This window comes from Flavobacterium kayseriense, assembly GCF_014305095.1.
Taxonomy (GTDB): domain Bacteria; phylum Bacteroidota; class Bacteroidia; order Flavobacteriales; family Flavobacteriaceae; genus Flavobacterium; species Flavobacterium kayseriense.
In genome coordinates this window covers 441991-466263 of the sequence record NZ_JACRUI010000003.1, presented here as the reverse complement: position 1 = coordinate 466263, position 24273 = coordinate 441991, and the positions used below count along the sequence as shown (strand labels likewise).

At 32.9% G+C, this 24273-nt stretch carries 20 protein-coding genes; 12 read left to right on the top strand and 8 right to left on the bottom strand.

What is annotated here, in order from left to right; genetic code table 11:
• The first annotated feature begins 9 nt into the window (after nt 1-9).
• From glgB to H8R22_RS11315, 3 genes are all read left to right on the top strand, one after another.
• The gene (gene glgB / locus H8R22_RS11325) at nt 10-1917 is read left to right on the top strand and encodes a 1,4-alpha-glucan branching protein GlgB (protein WP_187010495.1); all 1908 of its coding nucleotides are present in this window, start codon (nt 10-12) and stop codon (nt 1915-1917) included.
• A gap of 271 nt (nt 1918-2188) precedes the next feature.
• Nucleotides 2189-3007 carry a M48 family metallopeptidase gene (locus H8R22_RS11320; RefSeq protein WP_187010494.1) on the top strand — a complete coding sequence of 273 codons (819 nt, stop codon included), beginning with the start codon at nt 2189-2191 and terminating at the stop codon, nt 3005-3007.
• Nucleotides 3008-3150: 143 nt separating this feature from the next.
• Nucleotides 3151-4461, top strand: coding sequence for an MFS transporter (locus tag H8R22_RS11315; RefSeq protein ID WP_187010493.1), 1311 nt, complete (start codon nt 3151-3153; stop codon nt 4459-4461).
• Between the two features lie 63 nt (nt 4462-4524).
• Here the strand turns inward: H8R22_RS11315 and H8R22_RS11310 are convergent, their stop codons facing one another.
• From H8R22_RS11310 to H8R22_RS11295, 4 genes are read right to left on the bottom strand one after another with little or no spacing between them, the layout of a single operon-like run.
• The gene (locus H8R22_RS11310; RefSeq protein WP_187010492.1) at nt 4525-5259 is read right to left on the bottom strand and encodes a head GIN domain-containing protein; all 735 of its coding nucleotides are present in this window, start codon (nt 5257-5259) and stop codon (nt 4525-4527) included.
• Nucleotides 5260-5277: 18 nt separating this feature from the next.
• On the bottom strand, nt 5278-6342 hold the full coding sequence (locus H8R22_RS11305; RefSeq protein WP_187010491.1) for a hypothetical protein: 1065 nt from the start codon (nt 6340-6342) through the stop codon (nt 5278-5280).
• Entirely contained in the window at nt 6326-6862 is a 537-nt protein-coding gene (locus H8R22_RS11300; protein ID WP_187010490.1) for an anti-sigma factor, read from the bottom strand. Before H8R22_RS11300 ends, H8R22_RS11305 begins: the two co-directional genes overlap by 17 nt.
• A complete protein-coding gene (locus tag H8R22_RS11295; RefSeq protein WP_187010489.1) occupies nt 6859-7413 on the bottom strand; it encodes an RNA polymerase sigma factor in 555 nt (184 codons plus the stop codon). Before H8R22_RS11295 ends, H8R22_RS11300 begins: the two co-directional genes overlap by 4 nt.
• Nucleotides 7414-7698: 285 nt before the next feature.
• Here H8R22_RS11295 and lon point away from each other — a divergent pair, with 285 nt between their 5' ends.
• From lon to H8R22_RS11265, 6 genes are all read left to right on the top strand, one after another.
• Nucleotides 7699-10149: an endopeptidase La gene (gene lon, locus H8R22_RS11290; RefSeq protein ID WP_187010488.1), complete on the top strand. Its 2451-nt coding sequence runs from the start codon at nt 7699-7701 to the stop codon at nt 10147-10149.
• Nucleotides 10150-10315: 166 nt separating this feature from the next.
• Nucleotides 10316-11335, top strand: coding sequence for a type IX secretion system protein PorQ (gene porQ, locus H8R22_RS11285; RefSeq protein WP_187010487.1), 1020 nt, complete (start codon nt 10316-10318; stop codon nt 11333-11335).
• A gap of 7 nt (nt 11336-11342) precedes the next feature.
• Entirely contained in the window at nt 11343-12038 is a 696-nt protein-coding gene (gene cmk / locus H8R22_RS11280) for a (d)CMP kinase (RefSeq protein ID WP_187010486.1), read from the top strand.
• Between the two features lie 68 nt (nt 12039-12106).
• Entirely contained in the window at nt 12107-13369 is a 1263-nt protein-coding gene (locus H8R22_RS11275; protein WP_187010485.1) for a nucleoside permease, read from the top strand.
• 401 nt (nt 13370-13770) lie between these two features.
• Complete coding sequence (gene rpsA / locus H8R22_RS11270; RefSeq protein ID WP_187010484.1) at nt 13771-15549, top strand: 30S ribosomal protein S1; 1779 nt, start codon at nt 13771-13773, stop codon at nt 15547-15549.
• Nucleotides 15550-15658: 109 nt separating this feature from the next.
• Nucleotides 15659-16123, top strand: coding sequence for a DUF5362 family protein (locus tag H8R22_RS11265; RefSeq protein WP_187010483.1), 465 nt, complete (start codon nt 15659-15661; stop codon nt 16121-16123).
• A gap of 78 nt (nt 16124-16201) precedes the next feature.
• On the opposite strand, the gene H8R22_RS11260 is transcribed toward H8R22_RS11265, so the two are convergent.
• Entirely contained in the window at nt 16202-16732 is a 531-nt protein-coding gene (locus tag H8R22_RS11260) for an ExbD/TolR family protein (protein WP_187010482.1), read from the bottom strand.
• A gap of 312 nt (nt 16733-17044) precedes the next feature.
• Between H8R22_RS11260 and H8R22_RS11255 the strand changes: the two genes are divergently transcribed.
• A complete protein-coding gene (locus H8R22_RS11255; protein ID WP_187010481.1) occupies nt 17045-17599 on the top strand; it encodes a fasciclin domain-containing protein in 555 nt (184 codons plus the stop codon).
• Between the two features lie 128 nt (nt 17600-17727).
• On the opposite strand, the gene pheT is transcribed toward H8R22_RS11255, so the two are convergent.
• Nucleotides 17728-20148 (bottom strand): phenylalanine--tRNA ligase subunit beta, encoded by a 2421-nt coding sequence (gene pheT, locus H8R22_RS11250; RefSeq protein WP_187010480.1) that lies wholly within the window; start codon nt 20146-20148, stop codon nt 17728-17730.
• A gap of 264 nt (nt 20149-20412) precedes the next feature.
• Between pheT and H8R22_RS11245 the strand changes: the two genes are divergently transcribed.
• Both H8R22_RS11245 and H8R22_RS11240 read left to right on the top strand, forming a co-directional pair.
• Nucleotides 20413-21918: an aldehyde dehydrogenase family protein gene (locus H8R22_RS11245; protein WP_187010479.1), complete on the top strand. Its 1506-nt coding sequence runs from the start codon at nt 20413-20415 to the stop codon at nt 21916-21918.
• 82 nt (nt 21919-22000) lie between these two features.
• The gene (locus tag H8R22_RS11240; RefSeq protein ID WP_187010478.1) at nt 22001-22375 is read left to right on the top strand and encodes a DUF779 domain-containing protein; all 375 of its coding nucleotides are present in this window, start codon (nt 22001-22003) and stop codon (nt 22373-22375) included.
• Between the two features lie 2 nt (nt 22376-22377).
• On the opposite strand, the gene H8R22_RS11235 is transcribed toward H8R22_RS11240, so the two are convergent.
• Nucleotides 22378-23301, bottom strand: a complete 924-nt coding sequence (locus tag H8R22_RS11235) for an AraC family transcriptional regulator (RefSeq protein WP_187010477.1) — start codon at nt 23299-23301, stop codon at nt 22378-22380.
• Nucleotides 23302-23377: 76 nt separating this feature from the next.
• Entirely contained in the window at nt 23378-24241 is an 864-nt protein-coding gene (locus H8R22_RS11230; RefSeq protein ID WP_187010476.1) for a bestrophin family protein, read from the bottom strand.
• Between the last annotated feature and the right edge of the window lie 32 nt (nt 24242-24273).

The following is a 24273-nucleotide window of genomic DNA, read 5'->3' as shown; positions in this document are numbered from 1 at the left end:
AATTATACTATGAGTAAAGTTATCTCGCATTCCCTTTTTACTGATTTCGATATCGACTTGTTTAAGGCAGGGAAGCATTTTAGGTTGTACGAAAAGCTTGGAGGACATTTACTAGAAGTGAATGGAATTAAAGGTGTTTATTTTGCAGTTTGGGCACCAACAGCTAAATCAGTTTCTGTTATAGGTGACTTTAATTTTTGGTCACATGGAGAGCACAAGCTTGAAGTTAGGTGGGATTCTTCAGGTATATGGGAAGGGTTTATTCCAGACCTTGAGCAAGGAACTACTTATAAATATAAAATACAGTCTAACAATGGAGGCTTCTTTACGGAGAAAGCAGATCCTTTTGCTTTTTACTGTGAGCAACCACCTAACACGGCTTCGGTAGTGTGGAATTTGGAAAATAAATGGAAAGATGATAAGTGGATGAAAGTTCGAAAAGAGCATAACGCTCTCGATAAACCTTATTCTGTTTACGAAGTGCATTTAGGCTCTTGGAAACGTCATTCTGAAGATAACAGTTTTTTGACTTACAGGGAATTTGCTGATGATTTGGTGAGTTATGTTAAGGAAACAGGATTTACTCATGTGGAATTCATGCCCATTATGGAGTATCCATATGACCCTTCTTGGGGTTATCAATTAGTGGGATATTTTGCACCAACTTCACGTTTTGGGACACCGCAGGATTTTATGTTTTTAGTCGATAAATTGCATCAAGCCGGTATAGGAGTTATTTTAGATTGGGTACCATCTCATTTCCCTGATGATGCGCATGGACTGGGGTATTTTGATGGTTCTAATTTATATGAGCATCCTGATAGAAGAAAAGGGTATCATCCAGATTGGAAAAGTCTAGTATTTAATTATGGTCGTAATGAGGTTCGCTCTTTTTTAATTAGTAATGCTTTATTTTGGTTACAAAATTATCATGTAGATGGTCTCCGTGTGGATGCTGTAGCTTCAATGTTGTACTTGGATTATTCTAGAAATGATGGAGAATGGGAGCCAAATATTTATGGAGGGAATGAAAATTTAGATACTATCAGTTTCTTAAAAGAATTTAACGAAGCGGTATACCTAAATTATGATGGTGTACAAACAATTGCTGAAGAAAGCACTTCCTTTCCTATGGTTTCTCGACCTACATCTGCAGGGGGACTTGGTTTTGGTATGAAATGGATGATGGGTTGGATGCACGATACTCTACAGTATTTCCAAAAAGATACAGTATATCGAAAATATCATCAAAATGATCTAACTTTTTCGATGACTTATACTTATGCCGAAAATTTTATGTTGCCTTTGTCACATGATGAAGTAGTTTACGGTAAGAAATCATTAGCCGAGAAAATGCCAGGTGATGAATGGCAAAAATTTGCAAATTTACGATTATTGTATTCTTACATGTTTGCGCATCCCGGTACAAAATTACTTTTTATGGGTAGTGAATTTGGACAAATGAAAGAATGGAATTTTCAACAAAGTTTAGATTGGCACTTATTAGAAAATGCTAATCATAGCGGTATAAAAAAAATAATAACTGACTTGAATAATTTGTACAAAAATGAACCTGGTCTATATGAAAACCAATTTAGCCCTGAAGGATTTGAATGGATTAATTATTCAGATCATCAAAATGCTGTTATGACGTTTATGCGCAAAGGTAAAAAGGTAGAGAATGATTTAATTATCGTTTGTAATTTCACTCAAGTGGTTCGATCTAACTATAGAATTGGACTACCTAGAAAAGGAAAATTAAAAGAAATATTTAATAGTGATTCAAAAAAATATGAGGGAAGTGATATTAGTAATAAAGGTAAATTATCTATAGATTCTTCTCCGTACGATGGTCGAGATTACTCTATAGAACTGCAATTACCGCCTTTAACAGTAGTAGTTTTAAAATTCGTATAATTTTAGTACGTATTTCCACAAAAATATAGCATTAGACAGCATCATTTTTTTTGATGCTGTTTTTTTATGATCATGACAGCGATTACTAATCGAATAATTTAGATTAACACTTAAAATTTAAGAATAGTAGTAAAAGCAATACGATATTTTATATTTTCCCTTTATGTATAGAATTAGGTTTTGATCTAATCTTACAACAATTACATATAATTTTGTAATTATTAAGCTGATATTAATTGTATTTTTGTTAATATAAAAAATAAAATTTGCTATGAAAAAACAATCTATATTATTAGGAATATGTACTTTAGGATTAGTATTCTCCTGCGCTGTAAATCCATTAACAGGTAAAAAAGCGCTAAATTTGGTGTCTAACGAGGAGCTTTTTCCAACTTCGTTTCAACAGTATGGTACATTTTTACAAGAAAATAAAGTTATATCTGGTACAGCTGATGCTAAAAGAGTAGAATCTGTAGGAATTAAAATTAAAGCTGCTGCTGAACGTTATTTAGCTTCTATCGGACAAACAGAGTATTTGAAAGGATACCAATGGGAATATAAGTTAGTACAAAGTCCAGATGTAAATGCTTGGTGTATGCCAGGTGGTAAAATTGTAGTTTACTCAGGTATATTACCAATCACAAAAGATGATGCAGGATTAGCTACGGTAATGGGACATGAAGTTTCTCATGCTTTAGCTAATCATGGAGCACAACGTATGAGTTATGCACAACTTCAAGAATATATTGGGTTAGGAGTTTCTGCGGCTACTTCTGGTAAGAGTGAAAGCACCAGACAGGCATTTAGTACTGCTTATGGTTTAACTTCTCAATATGGAGTTATGTTACCTTTTAGTAGAAGTAATGAGAGTGAGGCTGATAAAATTGGTTTGACTTTAATGGCTATTGCAGGATACAATCCTGAGGAAGCAATTGCTTTTTGGACTAGAATGTCTTCTAATTCAGGAGGAGCGGCACAGCCAGAGTTCATGAGTACACACCCTTCGGATGCTACAAGAATAGCTAATATAAGAGCGATGATCCCAGAAGCTAAAGCTACTGCTGCAAAATTTGGAGTTGTTTTTAAGTAATCTTTAAAAATATCCATTAATAAAAGCCATTTCTACATATAGAAATGGCTTTTTTAATGTCATAAATTGAAGCTATTTTAATTTATTAAAAAAACCTACTTTCTTAAATTAAAATAAAATAAATTCGTTGAAAAAATGGTTCAATGAAAGTATTGCAAAAAGGAGATAAGAGATTAATTAATGCTTGGGCTTTTTATGACTGGGCAAATTCAGTTTATAGTTTAGTAATAGCTACTGCTATTTTTCCTATTTACTATGATGCGGTAACAAACGATAATAATGGCAATGTTACGTTTTTAAGTATGGATTTTAATAATTCTACCTTACTATCGTACTCATTGTCTATTTCATTTTTAATAGTAGCCATTTTATCTCCTGTTTTATCAGGTATTGCTGACTATACAGGAAATAAGAAGCGGTTTTTACAGTTTTTTTGTTACTTAGGTTCTTTATCAGTAATAGCGTTATTTTTTTTTAAGGGTCAGGACACACTATGGATAGGAATACTCGGTACTATATTAGCAAGTGTTGGTTTTTGGGGAAGTATTGTTTTTTATAATTCGTACTTACCTGAAATTGCACATCCGGAGGAACACGATAGAGTGAGTGCCAAGGGATTTATGTTTGGTTATTTAGGATCTTTAATATTGTTAGGGTTTAGCTTAACTATGGTTATGAAACCGGAATGGTTTGGAATTACTGATAGTTCTTTACCAGCTAGAATTTCCTTTTTAGCGGTAGGGATTTGGTGGATGGGATTTGCTCAAGTAACTTTTTATTACTTGCCAAATAATGTGTTTCACAAAAAACCAGATGAGGATTATATTTTTAAAGGATTTAAAGAGCTAGTCATCGTGTTAAAAAGTTTATCTGCTCAAAAATCATTAAAACAATTTTTAACTGCTTTTTTTCTATATAGTATTGGTGTTCAAACTGTAATATTATTGGCCGGTTTGTTCGGTAAGAAAGAATTAGGTATTGACACTAGTAAATTAATTATCATTATTTTGCTAATCAATGTAGTAGCAATAGTAGGTGCATTTATCTTTTCGAGAATATCTGAGAAAATTGGAAACATTAAGACTCTGCAGATTACTGTTTTAATATGGGGCGGAATTTGTGTTGCAGCTTTCATGCTTGATGCAAACAGTCCAACTATAGACATACAATTTTATGCATTAGGAGGCACTATCGGAATGGTCTTAGGTGCCATACAATCCTTGTCGCGTTCAACTTATTCTAAACTGTTACCTGAGACGGACGATCATGCAACTTACTTTAGTTTTTTTGATGTAACTGAAAAAGTGGCAATAGTTGTGGGAACATTTATTTTTGGTTTTGTAAGTTCAGTTACAAATTCCATGAGGACCTCTTTTTTAATTCTAGCACTATTTTTTTTACTTGCTTTAGTGGTATTGAGTTTGATGAAAAAAAAGGAAATGATTAAAAATTAGTAAAGCAAAAGAAGCTGTATTTTAAAATTTTAAAACACAGCTTTTTTCTACTCTCATATACCTTTATTTTTTCGAAATTCGACCAGAGCCGCTAACCTTTGTATCTTTTGTTTTAGGATCTCCTATGTAATCAATATCTCCAGAACCAGATACTCTTGCAATTAAATTATTACTGCAGTTTACAGTTATGTTCCCAGAGCCGGACATGGAGGCATTTGCATTCGTAGTTAATAATTCGTGAGCACTTATATCACCTGAACCGGATAACTTACTTTCATAGTTGGTAGCCTTTCCTTTTAGAGTGATATCACCTGAACCGCTTAGAGATGCTATCACATCATTTGCATCAATTGTTAAAACAATATCTCCTGATCCAGATAATTTAGTACTAAAATGATTTGCTTTGATAGTGTTTTTACTAATTATACTGCCTGAACCTCCTAGTGAAACATCTGAAATACTTTCAAAAGGTACGGTTACTATAATTGCTTTTCCAGAGCCAGAGATCATATTAGTATTTTTCTTAGGGTATATTTTTAATATATTTCCTTCTACTTCAACTATTATTAAAGGAAGTAAGTTTTCTTCTCCTTTAATAGTGATTGCGCCTTCTTTTCCAGCAACGAGTTCCACATCAAAAGATCCGCCTATTTTGATTTCATCGTAAGGTACTGTAGTTCGTTTTTCGGTAACTATCTTACCATTTCCTTTAATTTTAGATTTGCTAGACCATTGTGCGTTGCAAGTAATTGAACTTAATAAAGCACAAAATAACAGAGATTTGATTGTTGTTTTCATTGATGATTGATTGTTAAATTATTGTTTTTTAAATAAATGTAAGTTTCCGTAATCGGATTTTACGGATAGATTATTTATACCTTTTTTGCTAAAATACCCCTGAAATGATTTGCTAAAATTTGTTTCCTCTTTATTAGAAAAAACCAAGTCATTATCATGCTTGAAGGAAGCATATCGCAGATTGATATCAAAATCAAAGTCATAATTGCCACTATAACCTAATTTCATATTAGAATATCCTGCAATGATAGCAACATCATTTGCTTTTGCGGATAATTGGTCAATATATATATCACAATACTTTGCTGTAACTTTTAATGAACCATTTATTTCACCAAATTTTAGCGTCATGTAGTTAGCCGTTCCCGTACTTGATCTAATTTTTTGCACGTTAAGCGTTCCATATTTACTGGTGTATTGTAGAATATCTGCTTCTAAAATGATCGTATCTGTGTAATCAGATAGTAGGTCAATTTTAGCTACTGAATTTACTTGCAATCCGGAATATCGAGCAGTTAGATTACCAATGTTTAGATACTCTATTGAAGAGTTTGGGCAATACTCTATTTGAATTGCATTTTTAGTACCGTACAATTTACCAGTGGTTAATTTTCCATATTTACAATATATATCAGTCCAAGACCATAAATCAGTTGTTGTAATATTGCCGTATTTATTACGTAAGGTTACGTTACCTTTTTTAGGAATTTTAATAATATAATTAATTTCAAAACTATTGTTGTTACCTTTCGTTTTAAGGTTAGTATTCCCGAGAATAGTTTTCGCAGTAATCAAATGTTTTAGAGGATTAATATCAATATCAATTTCGTTTATTCTTTGATTTACCCAGGTTTCATTGCTACCACTTACCTTGATATTTATGTCTAGCTCAATTTTATCTTCGTCCCAAGTCATTACTGAAATGTTACCATAAGAATTATCTATGTTTATTCCAGCATCTGCATTAACTAAATAGGCTTTTTTTATATTTTTTGTTTTAACAAACGCTACATCTACGCCATTCGAAAAACAAAAAAAAGACATGATAAATAATATAAAGGTGATGCTATACTTTTTTTTCATCAGGTATGTTTTTTAATTTTTCGTTGTTTTCAATATGTTGCAAAACTTCTTGTAAAAAAGATATTCTTATTTGAAGATTACTAATTAATGCATTAATAATAGGTTTGCTTTCTCCGTTCAACTCTAATTCGTTTATAATTTTAGTATAATCTTTATCTAAAATTTTCATTTGCTGTAAAGCATCTGCAATTATCTTCTCATTCTCGGGTGATTTTTTGTCTTTGACTTTTTCTAACTCTCTTTCGATTATAACAGTAAAAACAGAATCAGTTTGCTTTGTTTGAATAGAGGCAAATTTATAATCCTTTGGTGATTCTAAAGGTTTAGGTAGTATGTTTAAACAGAACAGTAGTGCTATAGTTGCTGCTATGCTTAAAGGTATAAAAAATTTAATTTTAGACTGAGCTGGTTTTAGTTTCTTTAAAAATCGCTGCTGATGATTTGCTTTTATTTCTTGGATATCCCATTCATCAGTAAATTGATTAAACAATTGATCTAATTCTTCATTTTCATTTTTCATATTTTCATCAATTTTAGTCTTAAACAATCTTTGGCTCTGCTTAAAGTTGTGCGGCAATTGGCATAGCTTATATTCATAATTTCGCTAATTTCTTCTTGATCATAGCCTTCAATAAAAAAAAGAGTTAGAATTACGCTGTAGCTAGCTTTTAATGTATTCATAGCTTCAATGACTTGCTGGACTCTTAAGTTAGTAAAGTCAAGAGTTTCACATTGGTATTGATCGACCTCTTCAATTTTGTGTATAGTATCAGTTAAGTCCTCCGGTTTAAATTTGGTATTTTTCTTGTAAAAATCAATACTCGTGTTCACGATAATTTTTTTTAACCATGCTCCAAAAGCCACTTCATTTTTGTAAGCATCAATATTGTTGAATGCTTTCAAAAAACCTTCTTGCATTACATCCTCCGCATAATGTTGATCTTTTACAATGCGGTAAGCAACATTGAACATCGCTTTACTATATCGGTTGTAAATTTCAAACTGTGCTGTTTGGTTTTTATTCTTGCATAACAAGAGTAATTCTTCTGTATTTAAGGTGCTTACTGTCAATATTTAGATTGAAGGTTTTATATATAGACTGTCATAATTTTTAAATGTTACAGTATTGATTACTATTTTTTAAAATTAATCTTTAAATCCTGTATTTTGAGAATTTTTTTTCAGGAAGTACTTTAAGAATAACTATATTTAGCTTGTTTTGGCACAATGATTGTCTTTTTAACCTCTTGTTAAATAAGAAGCTTAATTATTTATTGCGCCTTAGAAATAGGCATCAAAAACGCTTGTTTATTTATAAACTGAAATTTTTCACTGACAAAAAGACTTATATATACTATGTCAAATCATAAAATACGTACTATTGACAATCTGTCACTTCAAGAATTTGATTCAGATGCTGAATTAATTCCTTTATTAACGCCAGAAGACGAAGAGGAAATGATTAACGAGGAATTACCAGATTCCTTACCTATTTTACCTTTGCGCAATATGGTTTTATTTCCAGGTGTAGTAATTCCTATTACTGCTGGACGTGATAAGTCAATTAAATTAATTGATGATGCCAATGCAGCTGGCAAAATAATTGGTGTTGTTGCGCAAAAAAACGAGGAAGACGAAGATCCTACTAAAGATGATATTCATTCTGTAGGAACTGTGGCTCGTATTTTACGTGTTTTAAAAATGCCTGATGGAACAACAACTGTAATTTTACAAGGTAAAAAGCGCTTTGAAATAGATACGGTAACTTCTGAGGAACCCTACATTACTGCAACTATCAAAAACTTTGTCGAAGACAGACCAGATAGTAAAGACAGTGAGTTTCTTGCTATTTTAGATTCTATAAAAGAACTAGCGATACAAATCATAAAAGAGAGTCCAAACATTCCTAGTGAGGCTACATTTGCAATCAAAAACATTGAGAGTCAATCATTCCTAATTAATTTTGTTACTTCTAACATGAATCTTTCTGTAAAGGAAAAACAAGATTTGTTGCGCATCAACAACTTGAAGGAAAGAGCTTTAGAAACGTTGCGTTACATGAATATTGAGTTGCAAAAATTGGAATTAAAAAATGATATCCAATCTAAAGTCCGTTTTGACCTAGATCAGCAGCAACGTGAATATTTCTTGCACCAACAAATGAAAACAATTCAGGAAGAATTGGGTGGAGTTTCTCAAGAGGAGGAAATGGATGAAATGCTAGCGAAATCTAAGACCAAAAAATGGGATGAAAAAACGCAGAAGATTTTTGAAAAAGAACTCTCGAAAATGCGTCGTATGAATCCTCAAGCGCCTGATTTTGGTATCCAAAGAAACTATTTGGAACTTTTATTAGAACTACCTTGGAATGAGTATTCCAAAGATAATTTTGATTTGAAACGTGCTCAGAAAATTTTAGACCGTGATCATTTTGGACTTGAAGAAGTAAAAAAGAGAATGATTGAACACTTAGCTGTGTTAAAGCTAAGAAATGACATGAAGTCTCCAATTATCTGTTTAACAGGTCCTCCAGGTGTTGGTAAAACATCTATTGGTCGGTCTGTTGCGGAAGCGCTAGGTCGTGAATATGTTCGTATTTCATTAGGAGGACTTCGTGACGAGGCAGAGATTCGTGGTCATAGAAAAACCTATATTGGTGCTTTACCAGGACGAATCATTCAAAGTTTAAAGAAAGCAGGAACATCTAATCCTGTATTTGTTTTGGACGAAATCGATAAGCTGTCTAATAGTAATCAAGGTGATCCATCGTCTGCACTTTTGGAGGTTTTAGATCCGGAACAAAATAGTTCGTTCTATGATAATTTTCTCGAGATGGGTTTTGATCTTTCCAAAGTGATGTTTATTGCTACCTCTAACAATATGGCAACTATACAGCCTGCTTTGAGAGATCGTATGGAAATTATAAAAATGACTGGCTATACCATCGAAGAAAAAGTAGAGATTGCCAAGCAGCATCTATTTCCGAGACAATTAAAGGAACATGGATTAACTTCTAAAGACTTGACTATCGGTAAAAAACAATTGGAGAAAATTGTTGAAGGATATACTAGGGAGTCAGGTGTTCGTGGTTTAGAAGCTAAAATTGCTCAAGTAATTCGTAATGCAGCAAAGTCAGTTGCTATGGATGAAGAATACAATAAAAAAGTAACCGACGAGGATATACTAAAAGTATTAGGAGTTGCTCGTTTAGAACGTGATAAATATGAAACTAATGATGTTGCTGGAGTAGTGACTGGCTTGGCTTGGACAAGTGTTGGGGGTGATATTCTTTTTATTGAATCTTTACTTTCTCCTGGAAAGGGCACTATGACTATCACAGGGAATTTAGGGACAGTCATGAAAGAATCTGCCACTATAGCTTTAGAATACATTAAAGCTAATGCAGAACTAGTTGGTATCAACCCAGAGGCAATATCAAAACACAATATTCACTTGCACGTGCCAGAGGGTGCTACGCCAAAAGACGGCCCAAGTGCAGGTATTGCCATGTTAACTTCGTTAGTTTCTTTGCTTACGCAAAAACGAATTAAGAAAAATTTGGCTATGACTGGCGAGATCACTCTTAGAGGAAAAGTATTGCCTGTAGGCGGAATAAAAGAAAAGATATTAGCTGCCAAAAGAGCAAATATTAAGGAAATTATTCTATGTCATGAGAATAAAAGTGACATTGATGAAATTAAACCGGAGTATGTGCAAGGGCTGACATTTCATTACGTGAAAGAGATGAGTGAAGTACTTAAAATAGCAATTACAGATCAAAACGTTAAAAACGCTAAAACGTTATAAAATAATATTTAGCATTTATCAATAGATTCCAAAACTAAAGCTTACAAGAGTAAGAATTGGTTTTGGAATTTTATTTGTTTGTAACTTGACAATTGAAAAACTCAAATTGTGTATTTATAATTTTATCTTCGCATTTGCGTTTTAGTCAAAGCATAGCACCTCAAAAATGTTTAAAAAAATTGTAGTATGTTTATTTGTTTCTTGTTGCACTGTCTCATACAGTCAAATAGGAGGCAAGTACATATACCAATTTTTAAATCTAGTTACCTCACCAAGACAAGCAGCACTTGGAGGTAAAGTAATTACTATTTATGATGAGGATGTCAATCAGGCTAATTTTAATCCTGCTACGATAAATGCAGAGATGGACAATCATTTAGCTTTAAATTACGGTAGTTATTTTGGTGAGGTAACTTATGGAACTGCTTCCTATGCTTATACTTATGATCGCCACTTACAAACCTTTCAGGCGGGCGTTAACTACGTGAATTACGGTAATTTTGAAGGTTACGATGAAAATGGTCAACCTACCACGAGTTTCACAGGAAACGAAATCGCACTGTCATTAGGTTACTCTTACAACATTCCCAATACCCATTTACATATTGGTGTTAATGCTAAATTAATTAGTTCCACTTTAGAAACGTATAATTCCATGGGGGGAGCAGTTGACATAGGTGCAATTTATATTGATGAAAGAAACGATGTGAACTGGGGATTAGTTATTAGAAATATTGGTACGCAGTTTACAACTTATTCAGGGACAACAGAAAAATTGCCTTTAGAAATCATGTTTGGTGTTTCTCAAGAATTGGAAAATGTTCCCATTCGGTGGCACTTGACATTAGAAAATTTACAGCAATGGAATCTTGCTTTTTCTAATCCAAATAGAGCACAGTATAACTTGAATGGTGATAATGAAGCGGAAAAAATATCTGCAATAAACAATGCTTTGCGTCATGTGATTGTAGGTGTAGAGTTATTTCCTAAAAAAGCAGTGAATGTAAGGTTAGGCTATAACTTTAGAAGGGCCGAAGAGTTGCGAGTTGTTGATCAACGTAATTTCTCTGGGATTTCAGCTGGGTTCGGACTCAAATTAAACAAATTAAAATTTAACTATTCCTATTCCAGATATACTTTAGCGGGTAACACAAGTCTGTTTGGTTTAACTATTAACTTTCAATAACATTATTTTGGATAAAAAAATTACTATTGCCATAGATGGCTTCTCTTCAACAGGAAAAAGCACGCTAGCAAAACAATTAGCTAAGGAGCTATCTTATGTATATGTCGATACTGGAGCAATGTATCGAGCAATTACTTTTTTTGCGATGCAAAACGGATATATTTCATTTGAATTTTTTGACAAAGAAACTCTTATTCAAAGTTTACCTTTTATTACACTAGAATTTAAATTTAATGCAGCAGCGGGCTTTGCCGAAATGTATTTAAATGACGTTAATGTCGAGAAGGAAATTAGAACAATTGAAGTCTCAGGTTTTGTTAGTAAAGTAGCCGAAATAGATCAGGTACGAACTAAGCTAGTGGAACAACAACAAGAAATGGGTAAAAACAAAGGTATTGTTATGGATGGTCGTGATATAGGAACCGTTGTTTTTCCTGATGCTGAGTTAAAAATATTCATGTCAGCTAGTGCTGCTACTAGAGCAAAAAGGCGTTATGATGAATTGGTTGCTAAAGGTGATCAAGTCACTTATGAGGAGGTTTTACAAAATGTGCAAGAACGTGATTACATCGATACGCGTCGTGCTAACTCACCTTTAGCCCAAGCAAAGGGAGCTATAGAAATTGATAATTCTGATTTAAATAGAGAACAACAATTTGATATGGTATTAGCATTAGTAAATCAAGTAGTAAAAAAAGTATAATTTTTTGTAGATCTCATTTTTAATATTAGATTTACGGCCTGAATAAATTTAACCATATAAGTTACGATATGAATATTAGATTAAGACTTACAATTATGAATTTCTTCCAATTTTTTGTTTGGGGAATATGGTTGATTTCACTGGGGGGTTACATGGGACAAACTTTTGGTCCAATTGAGGGTGGGAGTATTGGTTTGTCAATTGGTAGGACCTATGGTTCTATGGGATGGGCTAGTTTATTCATGCCTGCTTTGCTAGGTATAATTGCGGATAAATATTTCAGTGCTCAAAAAGTTTTAGGATTAGCGCATATTGCGGCAGGTATTGCTATTTATTTTGCAACACAAGCTACTAACTCTACTGAGATGTATTGGGTCATTTTTGCAACAAGTTGTTTTTACATGCCAACTATTGCACTGAACAATTCAGTAAGTTATGCTGTTTTAAATAAATACAGTTTTGACGTTCAAAAAACGTTTACACCCATTCGTGTATGGGGAACGGTAGGTTTTATATTTGCTATGTGGATTACAGATTTAACAGATTGGAAATCAAACACAAATCAATTTGTTTTTGCGTCAATTGCGATGATAATCACAGGTATTTTTTGTTTCACACTACCCAACGTTCCAGCTGAAAACAGAAACAGTAATCAGACTTTAACTAGTAAATTTGGTTTGGATAGTTTTGTGCTTTTCAAGCAGAAAAAAATGGCAATCTTTTTCGTATTTGCAATGTTACTTGGTGCAGCATTACAAATTACTAATATGTTTGGCGATACTTTTATTAGAGATTTTGGTTCTAATCCAGAGTACCAAGGAACTTTTGGTGTTGAACATTCGGTATTAATAATTTCACTTTCGCAAATTTCAGAAACCTTGTTTATCCTTACTATTCCGTTTTTCTTGCGTAAGTTTGGAATCAAACAAGTAATGATATTTAGTATGATTGCTTGGGTGTTGCGTTTTGCTTTATTCGGAATTGGTAATCCAGGTTCAGGAGTGATTTTCTTAATTTTATCAATGGTTGTTTACGGAATGGCGTTTGATTTCTTTAATATTTCAGGATCATTGTTTGTAGAAAAAGAAACAGATAGTAAAATTAGGTCTAGTGCTCAAGGATTGTTTATGTTAATGACAAATGGTATTGGAGCAATTGTTGGAGGAGAGTTAGCAGGAAGGACGGTAAGTTATTATACCGTAGATAATAAGGTAGAGTGGCCAAGTGTCTGGTTTTCGTTTGCTGCCTATGCATTTGTGATAATGATAGCTTTTGCTATTTTGTTTAAATACAAGCACGATCCAAAGATTGCAGATAGTTTAAATCATTAAACTTTTTAAAAATATTTATAGAGAACCCGATGTCAAAATGCATCGGGTTTTATGTTTTTTTGAAATCCAAAGGTGAAACTTAGCCCTGATAGAGCCGATATCCTCGTAATGTAATGAAGAGATAAAGGCGATAGCAGGAGTGATCTTGTTATAGTAATTGAGTAACTGCTCCCTAAAATTACTGATTTCAATGGAATTATAGCTGTGGATGCAGCTTTTATGAGATATAAGAGGATCTGTATCTTATTTATTTTGCAGTTACATAAAAAAGTATTAATTTTGCACACCTTTTGGTGGATAAGAGTTTCCATTAGGTATCAACAATTTACATAAACAACTTCTGTTGTTTTCTACTACTTTAAGAAACTCAAGAGAATACAGAATACAAATTTTTAATCAGCATGTCTGAACAAATCCAATCACAAGAAGAGTTTTTAGCAAATTTTAACTGGCACAATTTCGAAGAAGGAATTGATGTTGTTGATGATCAGCACTTAAAAGAATTCGAAGAATTAGTTACTAAAACTTTTATCGCTACTGACCAAGAAGAAGTAGTAGATGGTACAGTTGTTAGAATTACAGATAGAGACGTTATAGTTGATATCAACGCAAAATCGGAAGGTGTTATTTCATTAAACGAATTCCGTTACAACCCGAATTTAAAAGTAGGTGATACTGTTGAAGTATTAATCGATATCCGTGAAGACAAAACTGGACAACTAGTTTTATCTCACAGAAAAGCACGTACTATCAAATCATGGGATAGAGTTATCGCTGCAAACGAAACAGGTGAAATCGTTAATGGTTTTGTAAAATGCAGAACTAAAGGTGGTATGATCGTTGACGTTTTCGGAATTGAAGCGTTCTTACCAGGATCTCAAATTGATGTTAAACCAATTAGAGATTACGATGTTTACGTAAACAAAACAATGGAATTCAAAGTTGTGAAAATCAACCACGAATTTAAAAACGTTGTTGTATCTCACAAAGCGCTTATTGAAGCGGATATTGAAGTACAGAAAAAAGAAATCATTGGTCAATTACAAAAAGGACAAGTATTAGAAGGTGTTGTTAAAAACATTACTTCTTATGGTGTCTTTATTGACTTAGGTGGAGTTGATGGATTAATTCACATTACTGACCTTTCTTGGTCTAGAATTAACCACCCATCTGAAGTTCTTGAATTAGATCAAAAATTAAATGTTGTAATCCTTGATTTCGATGATGAGAAAACAAGAATTCAATTAGGATTGAAACAATTAAACGCTCACCCATGGGATGCATTAGATGCTAACTTGGCTATTGGAGATAAAGTAAAAGGAAAAGTAGTTGTTATTGCTGATTACGGAGCTTTCATCGAAGTTGCTGAAGGTGTTGAAGGTTTAATCCACGTTTCTGAAATGTCATGGTCTACTCATTTACGTTCTGCTCAAGATTTCGTAAAAGTAGGTGATGTTGTTGAAGCTGTTATATTAACATTAGATAGAGATGACCGTAAAATGTCATTAGGTATCAAACAATTGTCTCAAGACCCTTGGACTGATATTACAACTAAATACCCTGTAGGTTCTAAGCATTCAGGTATCGTTAGAAACTTTACAAACTTTGGTATCTTCGTAGAACTTGAAGAAGGAATTGATGGATTAATCTATATCTCTGACTTATCTTGGACTAAGAAAATCAAACACCCATCTGAATTCGTTAACGTTGGTGAAAAACTTGACGTTGTAGTATTAGAATTAGATGTTGATGGACGTAAATTATCTTTAGGTCACAAACAAACTACTGCTAATCCATGGGATCAGTACGAAGATTCATTCGCTGTTGGAACTATCCACAACGGAGAGATCTCTGAAATCGTTGATAAAGGAGCTACTGTAGAATTTGGAGATGATATCGTTGCTTTCATTCCTACTCGTCACCTTGAAAAAGAAGATGGTAAGAAATTGAAAAAAGGAGAATCTGCTGATTTCAAAGTAATCGAATTTAACAAAGAATTCAAAAGAGTAGTTGCATCTCACACTGCTATCTTCCGTGAAGAAGAAGAGAAAAATGTGAAATCTGCATCTGATAATACTTCATCTAACTCATCTACAAATGCACCAGCTGCAACTTTAGGAGATAGTAATGATGTATTAGCTGCATTGAAAGCTAAAATGGAAAAAACTGAGAAAAAATAATTCTTAGTTGATCTAATAATGAAAGCCTCACAGGGATGTGAGGCTTTTTTTTGTGTTGTATTTTCTGATAATATTTATATATTTGAAAGTAATTATAAAATTAATTAAAATGGAAGAAACTACTTTACAAGAGAACGAAAGATTGTATTTAAGCCAAGAGGCACAAGGATTTTTAAAAGAAACGGCTAAATGGGGCTATTTCTTATCTATACTAGGTTTTATAGGTATAGGTTTCATGGTGGTATTGGCACTTTTTATAGGGACTATTTTTTCAGCCCTCAATGGTTTGAATGGAAACATGAATCCGATGATGGGAATAGGTACCGGATTTATCTCAGGAATGTACTTGGTTATTGCTTTATTGTATTTTTTTCCCGTATATTACTTGTTTAAATTTTCTTCAAAGATGAAAATGGCGATAAGGTCTAATGATACTAATTTAATTAATTCTTCATTTGAATTTTTAAAATCACATTACAAATTCCTTGGTATACTATCACTTGTGTTTGTTGTGCTTTATGGACTTGTAATTTTGTTCTCAATACTAGCTGGCGCCGTGGCTTTATTTAATTAATTTTCCTTTTTAAAAAGTGCTTTTAGTACTGCGTTATTTGCAGTAATACTAAAAGCACTTTTTTAGTTAATCAAAATTCTAACTTTTGCTTAATAGTAATTGCTCTTCTGGAGTAAATGTCTTGATTACATTGTAAGACTGTATATTGTTGATTTGCATTTGATCTAAAATAGCCACTAAATTACTGTAATTACAGTCTTTACTTGGCTTAATAATTACATTTATTCCTCGATCAGGTTTACCTATACTAGCCGAATATTTAAGTACTTGCTTGTTTTTAATTCTAATTTCTGTTGTCAAGCTTTTTTCCTTCAGATTAAAAGTAGTAGGGGTTTCAATAGGAAAATAAATTAGTCCTTGATAACAGACTACTTTATCATTTTTACCAATTAAAATAGTGTAAGATCTATTTTCGTCAGGCTTATAACAACCCCATCCATTTGTAGATTCATCATTATAAGGTATAGTGAGGTGCATTACATTTGCCTTCCTCATTTCGGCTGCGACCATAAAAAAAATCATTAATAGAAAAGAAACGCTAACCATAGCGGTTAAATCTATTTTATTATTCAATTTTCTGCTTCGAACTTTATAATTAGTATTTATCATCCGTTTGCTTTTTTTAGTTTTTAAGCATTTGCTTTTTTACCCTTTACTAAAAATAAGTAAAATACTGATTAGTTTCCCCTTTTCCTTCTTTTCATGTAGATACAATATTTTTTATAATGATTAAAACGAACTGTTAGCTTAGTTTTTTTGGATTTTATTTAAATAATTTCTTGTCTTTATTAAGTGAAATTAATTAATTAAATTACTGATAAACAGTATTTTATGTCTTATATTTTTAATTTAATAGTTTTTTTAAATCCATAATTGATTATTGGTCGTAAATGATAGTATAAAACACTTAAAATTATATTTATGAAAACTAGAAAATTTTTATCAGTAGCGCTTTTCGCTTTAGTATTTGGAGCAACCTCATTTGCACAGAAAACAGTTATGGTAGGTGGAGCAGCAATGTATCCTACTAAAAATATCGTTGAGAATGCAGTTAATTCTAAAGACCATACAACATTAGTTGCTGCTGTAACTGCTGCTGACTTAGTAGCTACTTTACAAAGTAAAGGACCATTCACCGTTTTTGCCCCAACAAATGCGGCTTTTGATAAATTGCCAGAAGGTACTGTTAGCACTTTATTGAAACCAGAAAATAAAAAAATGTTACAAACAATTCTTACTTACCATGTAGTTGCAGGAAAAATGAATGCATCTGATATTGCTGCGGCAATTAAAAAAGGGAAAGGTAAAGCAACAATGAAAACGGTTAGTGGTGGTACATTGACTGCTTGGATGAAAGGAAAAGATTTATATATCACAGACGAAAAAGGTGGTATGTCAATGGTTACGATTGCAGATGTTAATCAGTCTAATGGAGTAATACACGTGGTAAACGCTGTATTGTTACCAAAAAGTTAATTTTTTTTTTACAGTTGATTTTTTTTTTTAAAAGGGTTCTACTTATTTTTTTAGGTAGAACCTTTTTTGCAAATAAAAAATGCCAATTCTATATTAGAATTGGCATTTTTGTATATTCAAATTTTGTTTTATCTTAAACTCGCACCGAGCTCGGTTTCGAAGTTCTTTTGCAATTTCCCCATGATTTTGTCTATTTGGGCATCTGTTAAAGTCTTATTGTTATCTTGAATGATAAAACTTAATGCATAAGATTTTTTACCTTCTCCAAGATTTGATCCTTCATAAACATCAAACAAATTGATTTCTTTCAATAAGGACTTTTCTGTTTGACGAGCTACGTTATAGACTGAATCGTAGGTAACAGTCTTATCGATTAATAATGCTAAGTCGCGTCTTACTTCTGGATATTTAGGTATATCGCTGTACTTGATTTTGCTACTTGTCGATTTTATGATAACATCCCAATTAAAGTCTGCGTAAAATACCTCATTCTTAATTCCAAAGTGTTTTAGTATTGATTTTTTTACTACTCCAAATTCCACTAAAGCATTATGACCACTTCCGATCGCAATTCCTTCTGAAAAAACATCAGAAGTAGCGGGGCTATTTTGTGTTTTTTGAATTCCGAAACGACCTAATATAGCATCAACATATCCTTTGAATAGGAAAAAATCAGAAGGTTTTTGTGCGTTGGTCCACGTTTCTTGATTTCTATTACCTGTTAATAAAAGTGTCAAATGCTTACGCTCTTCAAAACCTGATAGTAGTTTGTGGTACGATTTTCCAAACTCAAAAAATTTCAAATCCGAATTCTTACGATTGATATTATAAGAGATCGCTTCTAACCCTGAGAATAACAATGATTGTCTTAAAGTTGATAGATCATTGCTTAAAGGATTTAACATAGTAACGTTATGTTCCTCTTTAAGCATGGTAGACAACTGTACATAGGATGGTGTTGTAAGTGAGTTGGCCATCATTTCATTGAAACCTTGCGAATTCAATTGAGTAGCTATTATATTTTGAAGCTTATAATCTTCATTTCGAGGTGAATTAGTAACAGTAGCATTTAGCTTGTTTGAAAAACCAATGTTGTTGTATCCGTATACTCTTAGGATTTCTTCTATAACGTCAATCTCTCTTTGTACGTCCACACGGTATGAAGGTATTGTTAGCCCCAAACCTGCTTCAGAAACACTATTAACTTTTATATCAAGTGACACAAGTATTTGTTTAATAGTATCTTTCGGGATTTCTTGACCAATAATTTTTGCCACATTAGCAAAATTTAAAAACACGGAGAAGTCTTCAATCTTTTTATTATATATATCAACGATTTCAGATGTGATTTCTCCACCAGCAACTTCCTGAATAAGTAGTGCAGCACGTTTTAAAGCGTAAGCCGTTATGTTTGGATCAATTCCTCTTTCAAATCTGAAAGAAGCATCGGTATTCAATTGATGTCTTTTTGCTGTTTTACGTACACTAACCGGGTTAAAATAGGCGCTTTCTAAGAAAATAGAAGTAGTATTATCACTTACTCCAGAATTCTTTCCTCCAAATACACCTGCGATACACAATGGACCTTTGTCATCACAGATCATCAAATCTTCTTCATGTAAACAGCGCTCTACATCATCAAGAGTGGTGAATTTAGTTCCAGCAGTCACTGTTTTTACGATAATTTTTCCATTTATCTTTGCGGTATCAAATGCATGTAAGGGTTGACCTAATTCATGTAAAACGTAATTTGTAACGTCTACAATATTATTTTTAGGGTTTAATCCAATTGCCTTCAATCGATCTTGCAACCATTTTGGAGATGCTTTTACTGTTATGCCAGATATGGTTACACCGCAATAACGTGGTGCTAAATTGTTGTCTTCTACGTTAACGTCAATCTTTAGTGTACGCATATCGACTCTAAAATTACTCACAGATGGAGTGATTAATTCGACATTAATTCCGCTTTGAATCAAACCAGCTCTTAAGTCACGTGCCGTTCCTAAATGACTCATAGCGTCAGCACGATTTGGAGTTAAACCAATTTCAAATACTTCATCATTTTCTATTTTGAATACTTGGGCTGCGGCAGTTCCAGGAATTAATTTGTCATCCAATACCATTATTCCATCATGGCTTTCACCCAAACCTAATTCGTCTTCTGCACAAATCATTCCGTGACTTTCTTGCCCTCTAATTTTACCTTTTTTGATAGTAAAAGGGACTCCTTCTTTATCATATAGTACTGTTCCTATGGTTGCAACAGGTACTTTTTGTCCTGCAGCAACATTTGCAGCGCCACATACTATTTGTACTGGAGTACCGGTACCAATATCAACTGTGGTTACTTTTAGTCTGTCTGCATCTGGATGTTGCTCACAAGTTAGCACATGACCAATAACAATTCCTTCTAACCCTCCTTTTACAGATTGGTATTTTTCAACCATTTCTACTTCAAGTCCCAGATCAGTTAATAAAGCCGATGTATCTTCAGAATTCCAGTCGATTTTGATGAACTGTTTTAACCAGTTATATGATATTTTCATTTGTCATTTTTATAAGGTTGCAAATATAATGATTGCATATTGTAGTAAGAAACTATTTTTTTTGTTTTTTAGGGTAATAAAAGAACACTTTTAGTTCATTTCTTTTTTTTGATTATCGTACTATTTTATTAATTAATTGTTAATTATGTAATTAATACATGTTAAAAAAACAGATATGAAAATTTTGTGCTACAATTTGAACATATTGTGCTGTTTATATCGTAAATTTAAAGGTAAGTTTGAATAAATTAAAATATAGATAGTATGAGCAACATAGCAGAAAGACCTGATTTCAAGGCAAAGTATGACAATTATATTGGTGGTAAATTTGTAGCTCCTGTGAAAGGAGCGTATTTTGATGTATTTTCACCTATTGATGGAAAAGTTTTCACGCAAGCAGCACATTCCACCAAAGAGGATTTAGAATTAGCAGTAGATCATGCCCATGAGGCATTTCAAACTTGGGGAAAAACATCCTCAACAGAACGTAGTAATCTATTAAATAAAATTGCTCAAGTTATAGAAGATAATTTACATTATCTAGCTACAGTTGAGACTATAGATAACGGTAAGGCTATTAGAGAAACACTTGCAGCTGATATTCCATTAGCTATTGATCATTTTAGATATTTTGCCTCCGTTATCAGAGCAGAAGAAAGTTCTATTACCGAGCTTGATGCGTCGACGGTTTCCATCGCATTAAGTGAACCTTTAGGTGTGGTCGCACAAATTATACCTTGGAATTTTCCTATTCTAATGGCGGTATGGAAATTGGCTCCCGCACTGGCTGCTGGTAATACAGTAGTACTTAAGCCAGCAGAGAGTACACCAATATCTATTTTAGTATTGATGGAACTTATTGGTGATATTTTACCTCCAGGAGTTGTAAATATCGTAAACGGATTCGGATCAGAATTAGGTAGAGCATTAGTAACAAACAAAAAAGTATCTAAAGCCGCTTTCACGGGTTCTACAACTACTGGGCGATTAGTGATGCAATATGCTACAGAAAATATAATTCCTGTTACTTTAGAACTAGGAGGGAAGTCACCTAATGTATTTATGAAGTCAGTAGGTGATGCTGATGATGCGTTTTTTGACAAAGCGATCGAAGGAGCTGTTTTATTTGCTTTAAATCAAGGAGAAATATGTACTGCACCTTCTCGTTTATTAGTTCATGAAGATATTTACGATAAATTTATTGCAAAGGTTATTGAGCGTACCAACGCAATAAAAATGGGAAATCCTTTAGACGTAACAACTATGATGGGAGCACAAGCCTCTCTAGTGCAAAAAGAAAAAATCATGTCTTACCTAAAATTAGGTAAAGAGGAAGGAGCTGAATTACTAGCAGGAGGAGATCAAAAAATGTTGGATGGTGATTTAGCTGGTGGATACTACATTCAACCAACTATTTTTAAAGGCCACAATAAAATGCGTATTTTTCAAGAAGAAATTTTTGGACCTGTTTTAGCAGTAACTACTTTTAAAACAACAGAAGAGGCTATAGCTATAGCAAACGATACTATGTATGGCTTAGGAGCTGGTTTGTGGACAAGAGATGCTCACGAGATTTATCAAGTTCCAAGAGCGATTCAAGCGGGTCGTGTATGGGTAAATCAATACCATGCTTATCCTGCAGGAGCACCATTTGGTGGATACAAGCAGTCAGGTATTGGACGTGAAAATCATAAAATGATGTTAGGACATTATCGTCAAACCAAGAATATGCTTATTTCTTATGATAAGAATAAATTAGGATTCTTTTAATAAATAGTTGTTGATTAAAAAAAGGTAAGTTTATAACTTACCTTTTTTATTAAAAGAAGAAGTGTAATTACTAAATACAGAAATGATGAAAAGGATTGATGCTACAAGCGAGGCAATAGAACTTATAAAAATTTTAAAAGAAAAGCACGGAGACTTAATGTTTTATCAAGCAGGTGGTTGTTGTGAGGGCACACAGCCTCAATGCTTTGAAAAAGGTGGTTTTTACCAACGAATGGGTGACGTGTGTATAGGCACAATCGAGGATGTAGAATTTTGGGTTGATAAAGATTTATATGAATACTGGAAACATGCACACTTTACCCTAAAAGTAATTGATGCATTTGGAGCTGGTGGTTTTTCCTTAGAAACCCCTTATAAAAAAACGTTTCAAATTGATTATCGCATTTTTACAGCTGCAGAAGAGTTGGAGCTAGAACCGGTTACCGTAATTGAATAATTTTAAGTATTGTAAAGTAATTGGTATTGTTTAGGAGTTATTCCTTCATGTTTTTTAAATAATCGGATAAAGTAATTACTATTATCAAATCCAGCCATGTAACAGACTTCATTTATTTGAATGGCTGGATTTTTTAGTAATGTTTTAGCATGTCTGATTTTTTCTTGAATGACAAATTCTATAGGACTCATCCCTAATTCTTTTTTAAAATAGCGATAAAATGAGGTTGTACTCATACACGCTTTATCACTTAAGTTTTTAAGACTTATACTTTCTTTAATATTTAGTCTAATGTAATCTAACACTTGTGTTATTGGAGAATACGGATCAGTATGTAAGCCATCATCGATCGACTTTGCTGTTTGGGTTTGAATGATTCGAATTAATAGTTCTTGTAAAGTTAAATCTGCTAGCACATCTTTAGTAATAGAGGTACTCATGCATTCCTTAATAAGTTTATTTATGGTAGCAGCTAATTCTACATTATTAAAAAAATAATAATTCTGAAAATTTAAGTGCCAAAATTGTTTTTCACCTTCCTTAGGATACCGTTCGTTTAAGAAGTCTAGAGTGCTATTAATTTTATACTGATCGATTGCTAAAGCCAAACATTGCGTCGGATTATTTCTTGATGCTTCGGGAAAATCAATTTTCATTTCGACATTCGAGGGAATCATTACTGTTTCACCCGGAAGGTATTCAAAACTAGGATCGTCAAAAAGGTGCATCACTTTCTTACCACGCAACATGCTCGTAACAACCAAGTCATTAAATTTTAGGGGAACTAAAGTTGAAGCTTCATAGGTCTCAAACAAATTTAATTCGCAATGATTTAAATTATATACGGTTCTGTTTTCTACTAAAGTTTTTAAAGATCGTTCGTTAGATAAATCAGGAGGTTTTATTAAAGCACGATTCGTATTCATAGATTTCAGTCTTTTTTGGTAAAGTCTAAATTTAATAAAAATTAAAGTTGCCTCGTACTAATATAGTGTTATTATTTTATATTAATTCTTCAACATGTCTTTTAATGTTTTCTGCTATTTTTCTGGTAGGAAGGTCATTATCATCGTAGCCAAAAGGTTCCTCGATTTCCTCAGCAATTAATTCTAAACTAGCTAATACATAAAAGATAAAAACAACCACAGGGATGACATAATACCCCAGATTAAATACGTAACCAAAGGGCAAGGTCATCACATAAAAGAATATAAATTTTTTTAAAAAGACACTGTACGAGTAGGGTATAGGAGTGTTTTTTATTCTTTCGCACGCACCACAAATATCGGTAAACGATTGTAGTTCGCTGTTGATAATAATTAATTGATCACCTGTTATTTTTTTACTTTCGTATAAGTCGTTTATTCTCATAAACATCATCTTAGCTACTTGGTTAGGTCTGTGGGTATGATGATCTACTGTGAATGTAATTTCTTCGGATAATTGTTTCCCCGTTTCTTCATCCTTCAAATGTTTATTTAGGATAGCGGCATAGCTAGGAATCATTTTTTTAAAATAATTTCTGTCTTTCTCATCCTTTAAAATGGCATGTAATTTTATGGCTAGATTGCGACTATTATTTACCAAGGCACCCCATAATTTACGTCCTTCCCACCACCTATCGTAAGCTGTATTTGTTCTAAAAACTAGTAAAAGAGAGATTACAAATCCCAACATGCCATGCATGATTGATATGTTTTTTACATGGCTATCATCTGGTAGGTGCCAATATTCAATTTCTAGATAGGCAACCCCTCCAGAATACAAACCTATCATGATCATCAATGGAACTAATTTCCTAAAAGTATCGGCTTTATGAAATCGAAAAATAAAAATTATCCACTTCTTAGGGTTGTATGAAATCATTGTAATCAGTTGTTTTTACAAATTTATATTTT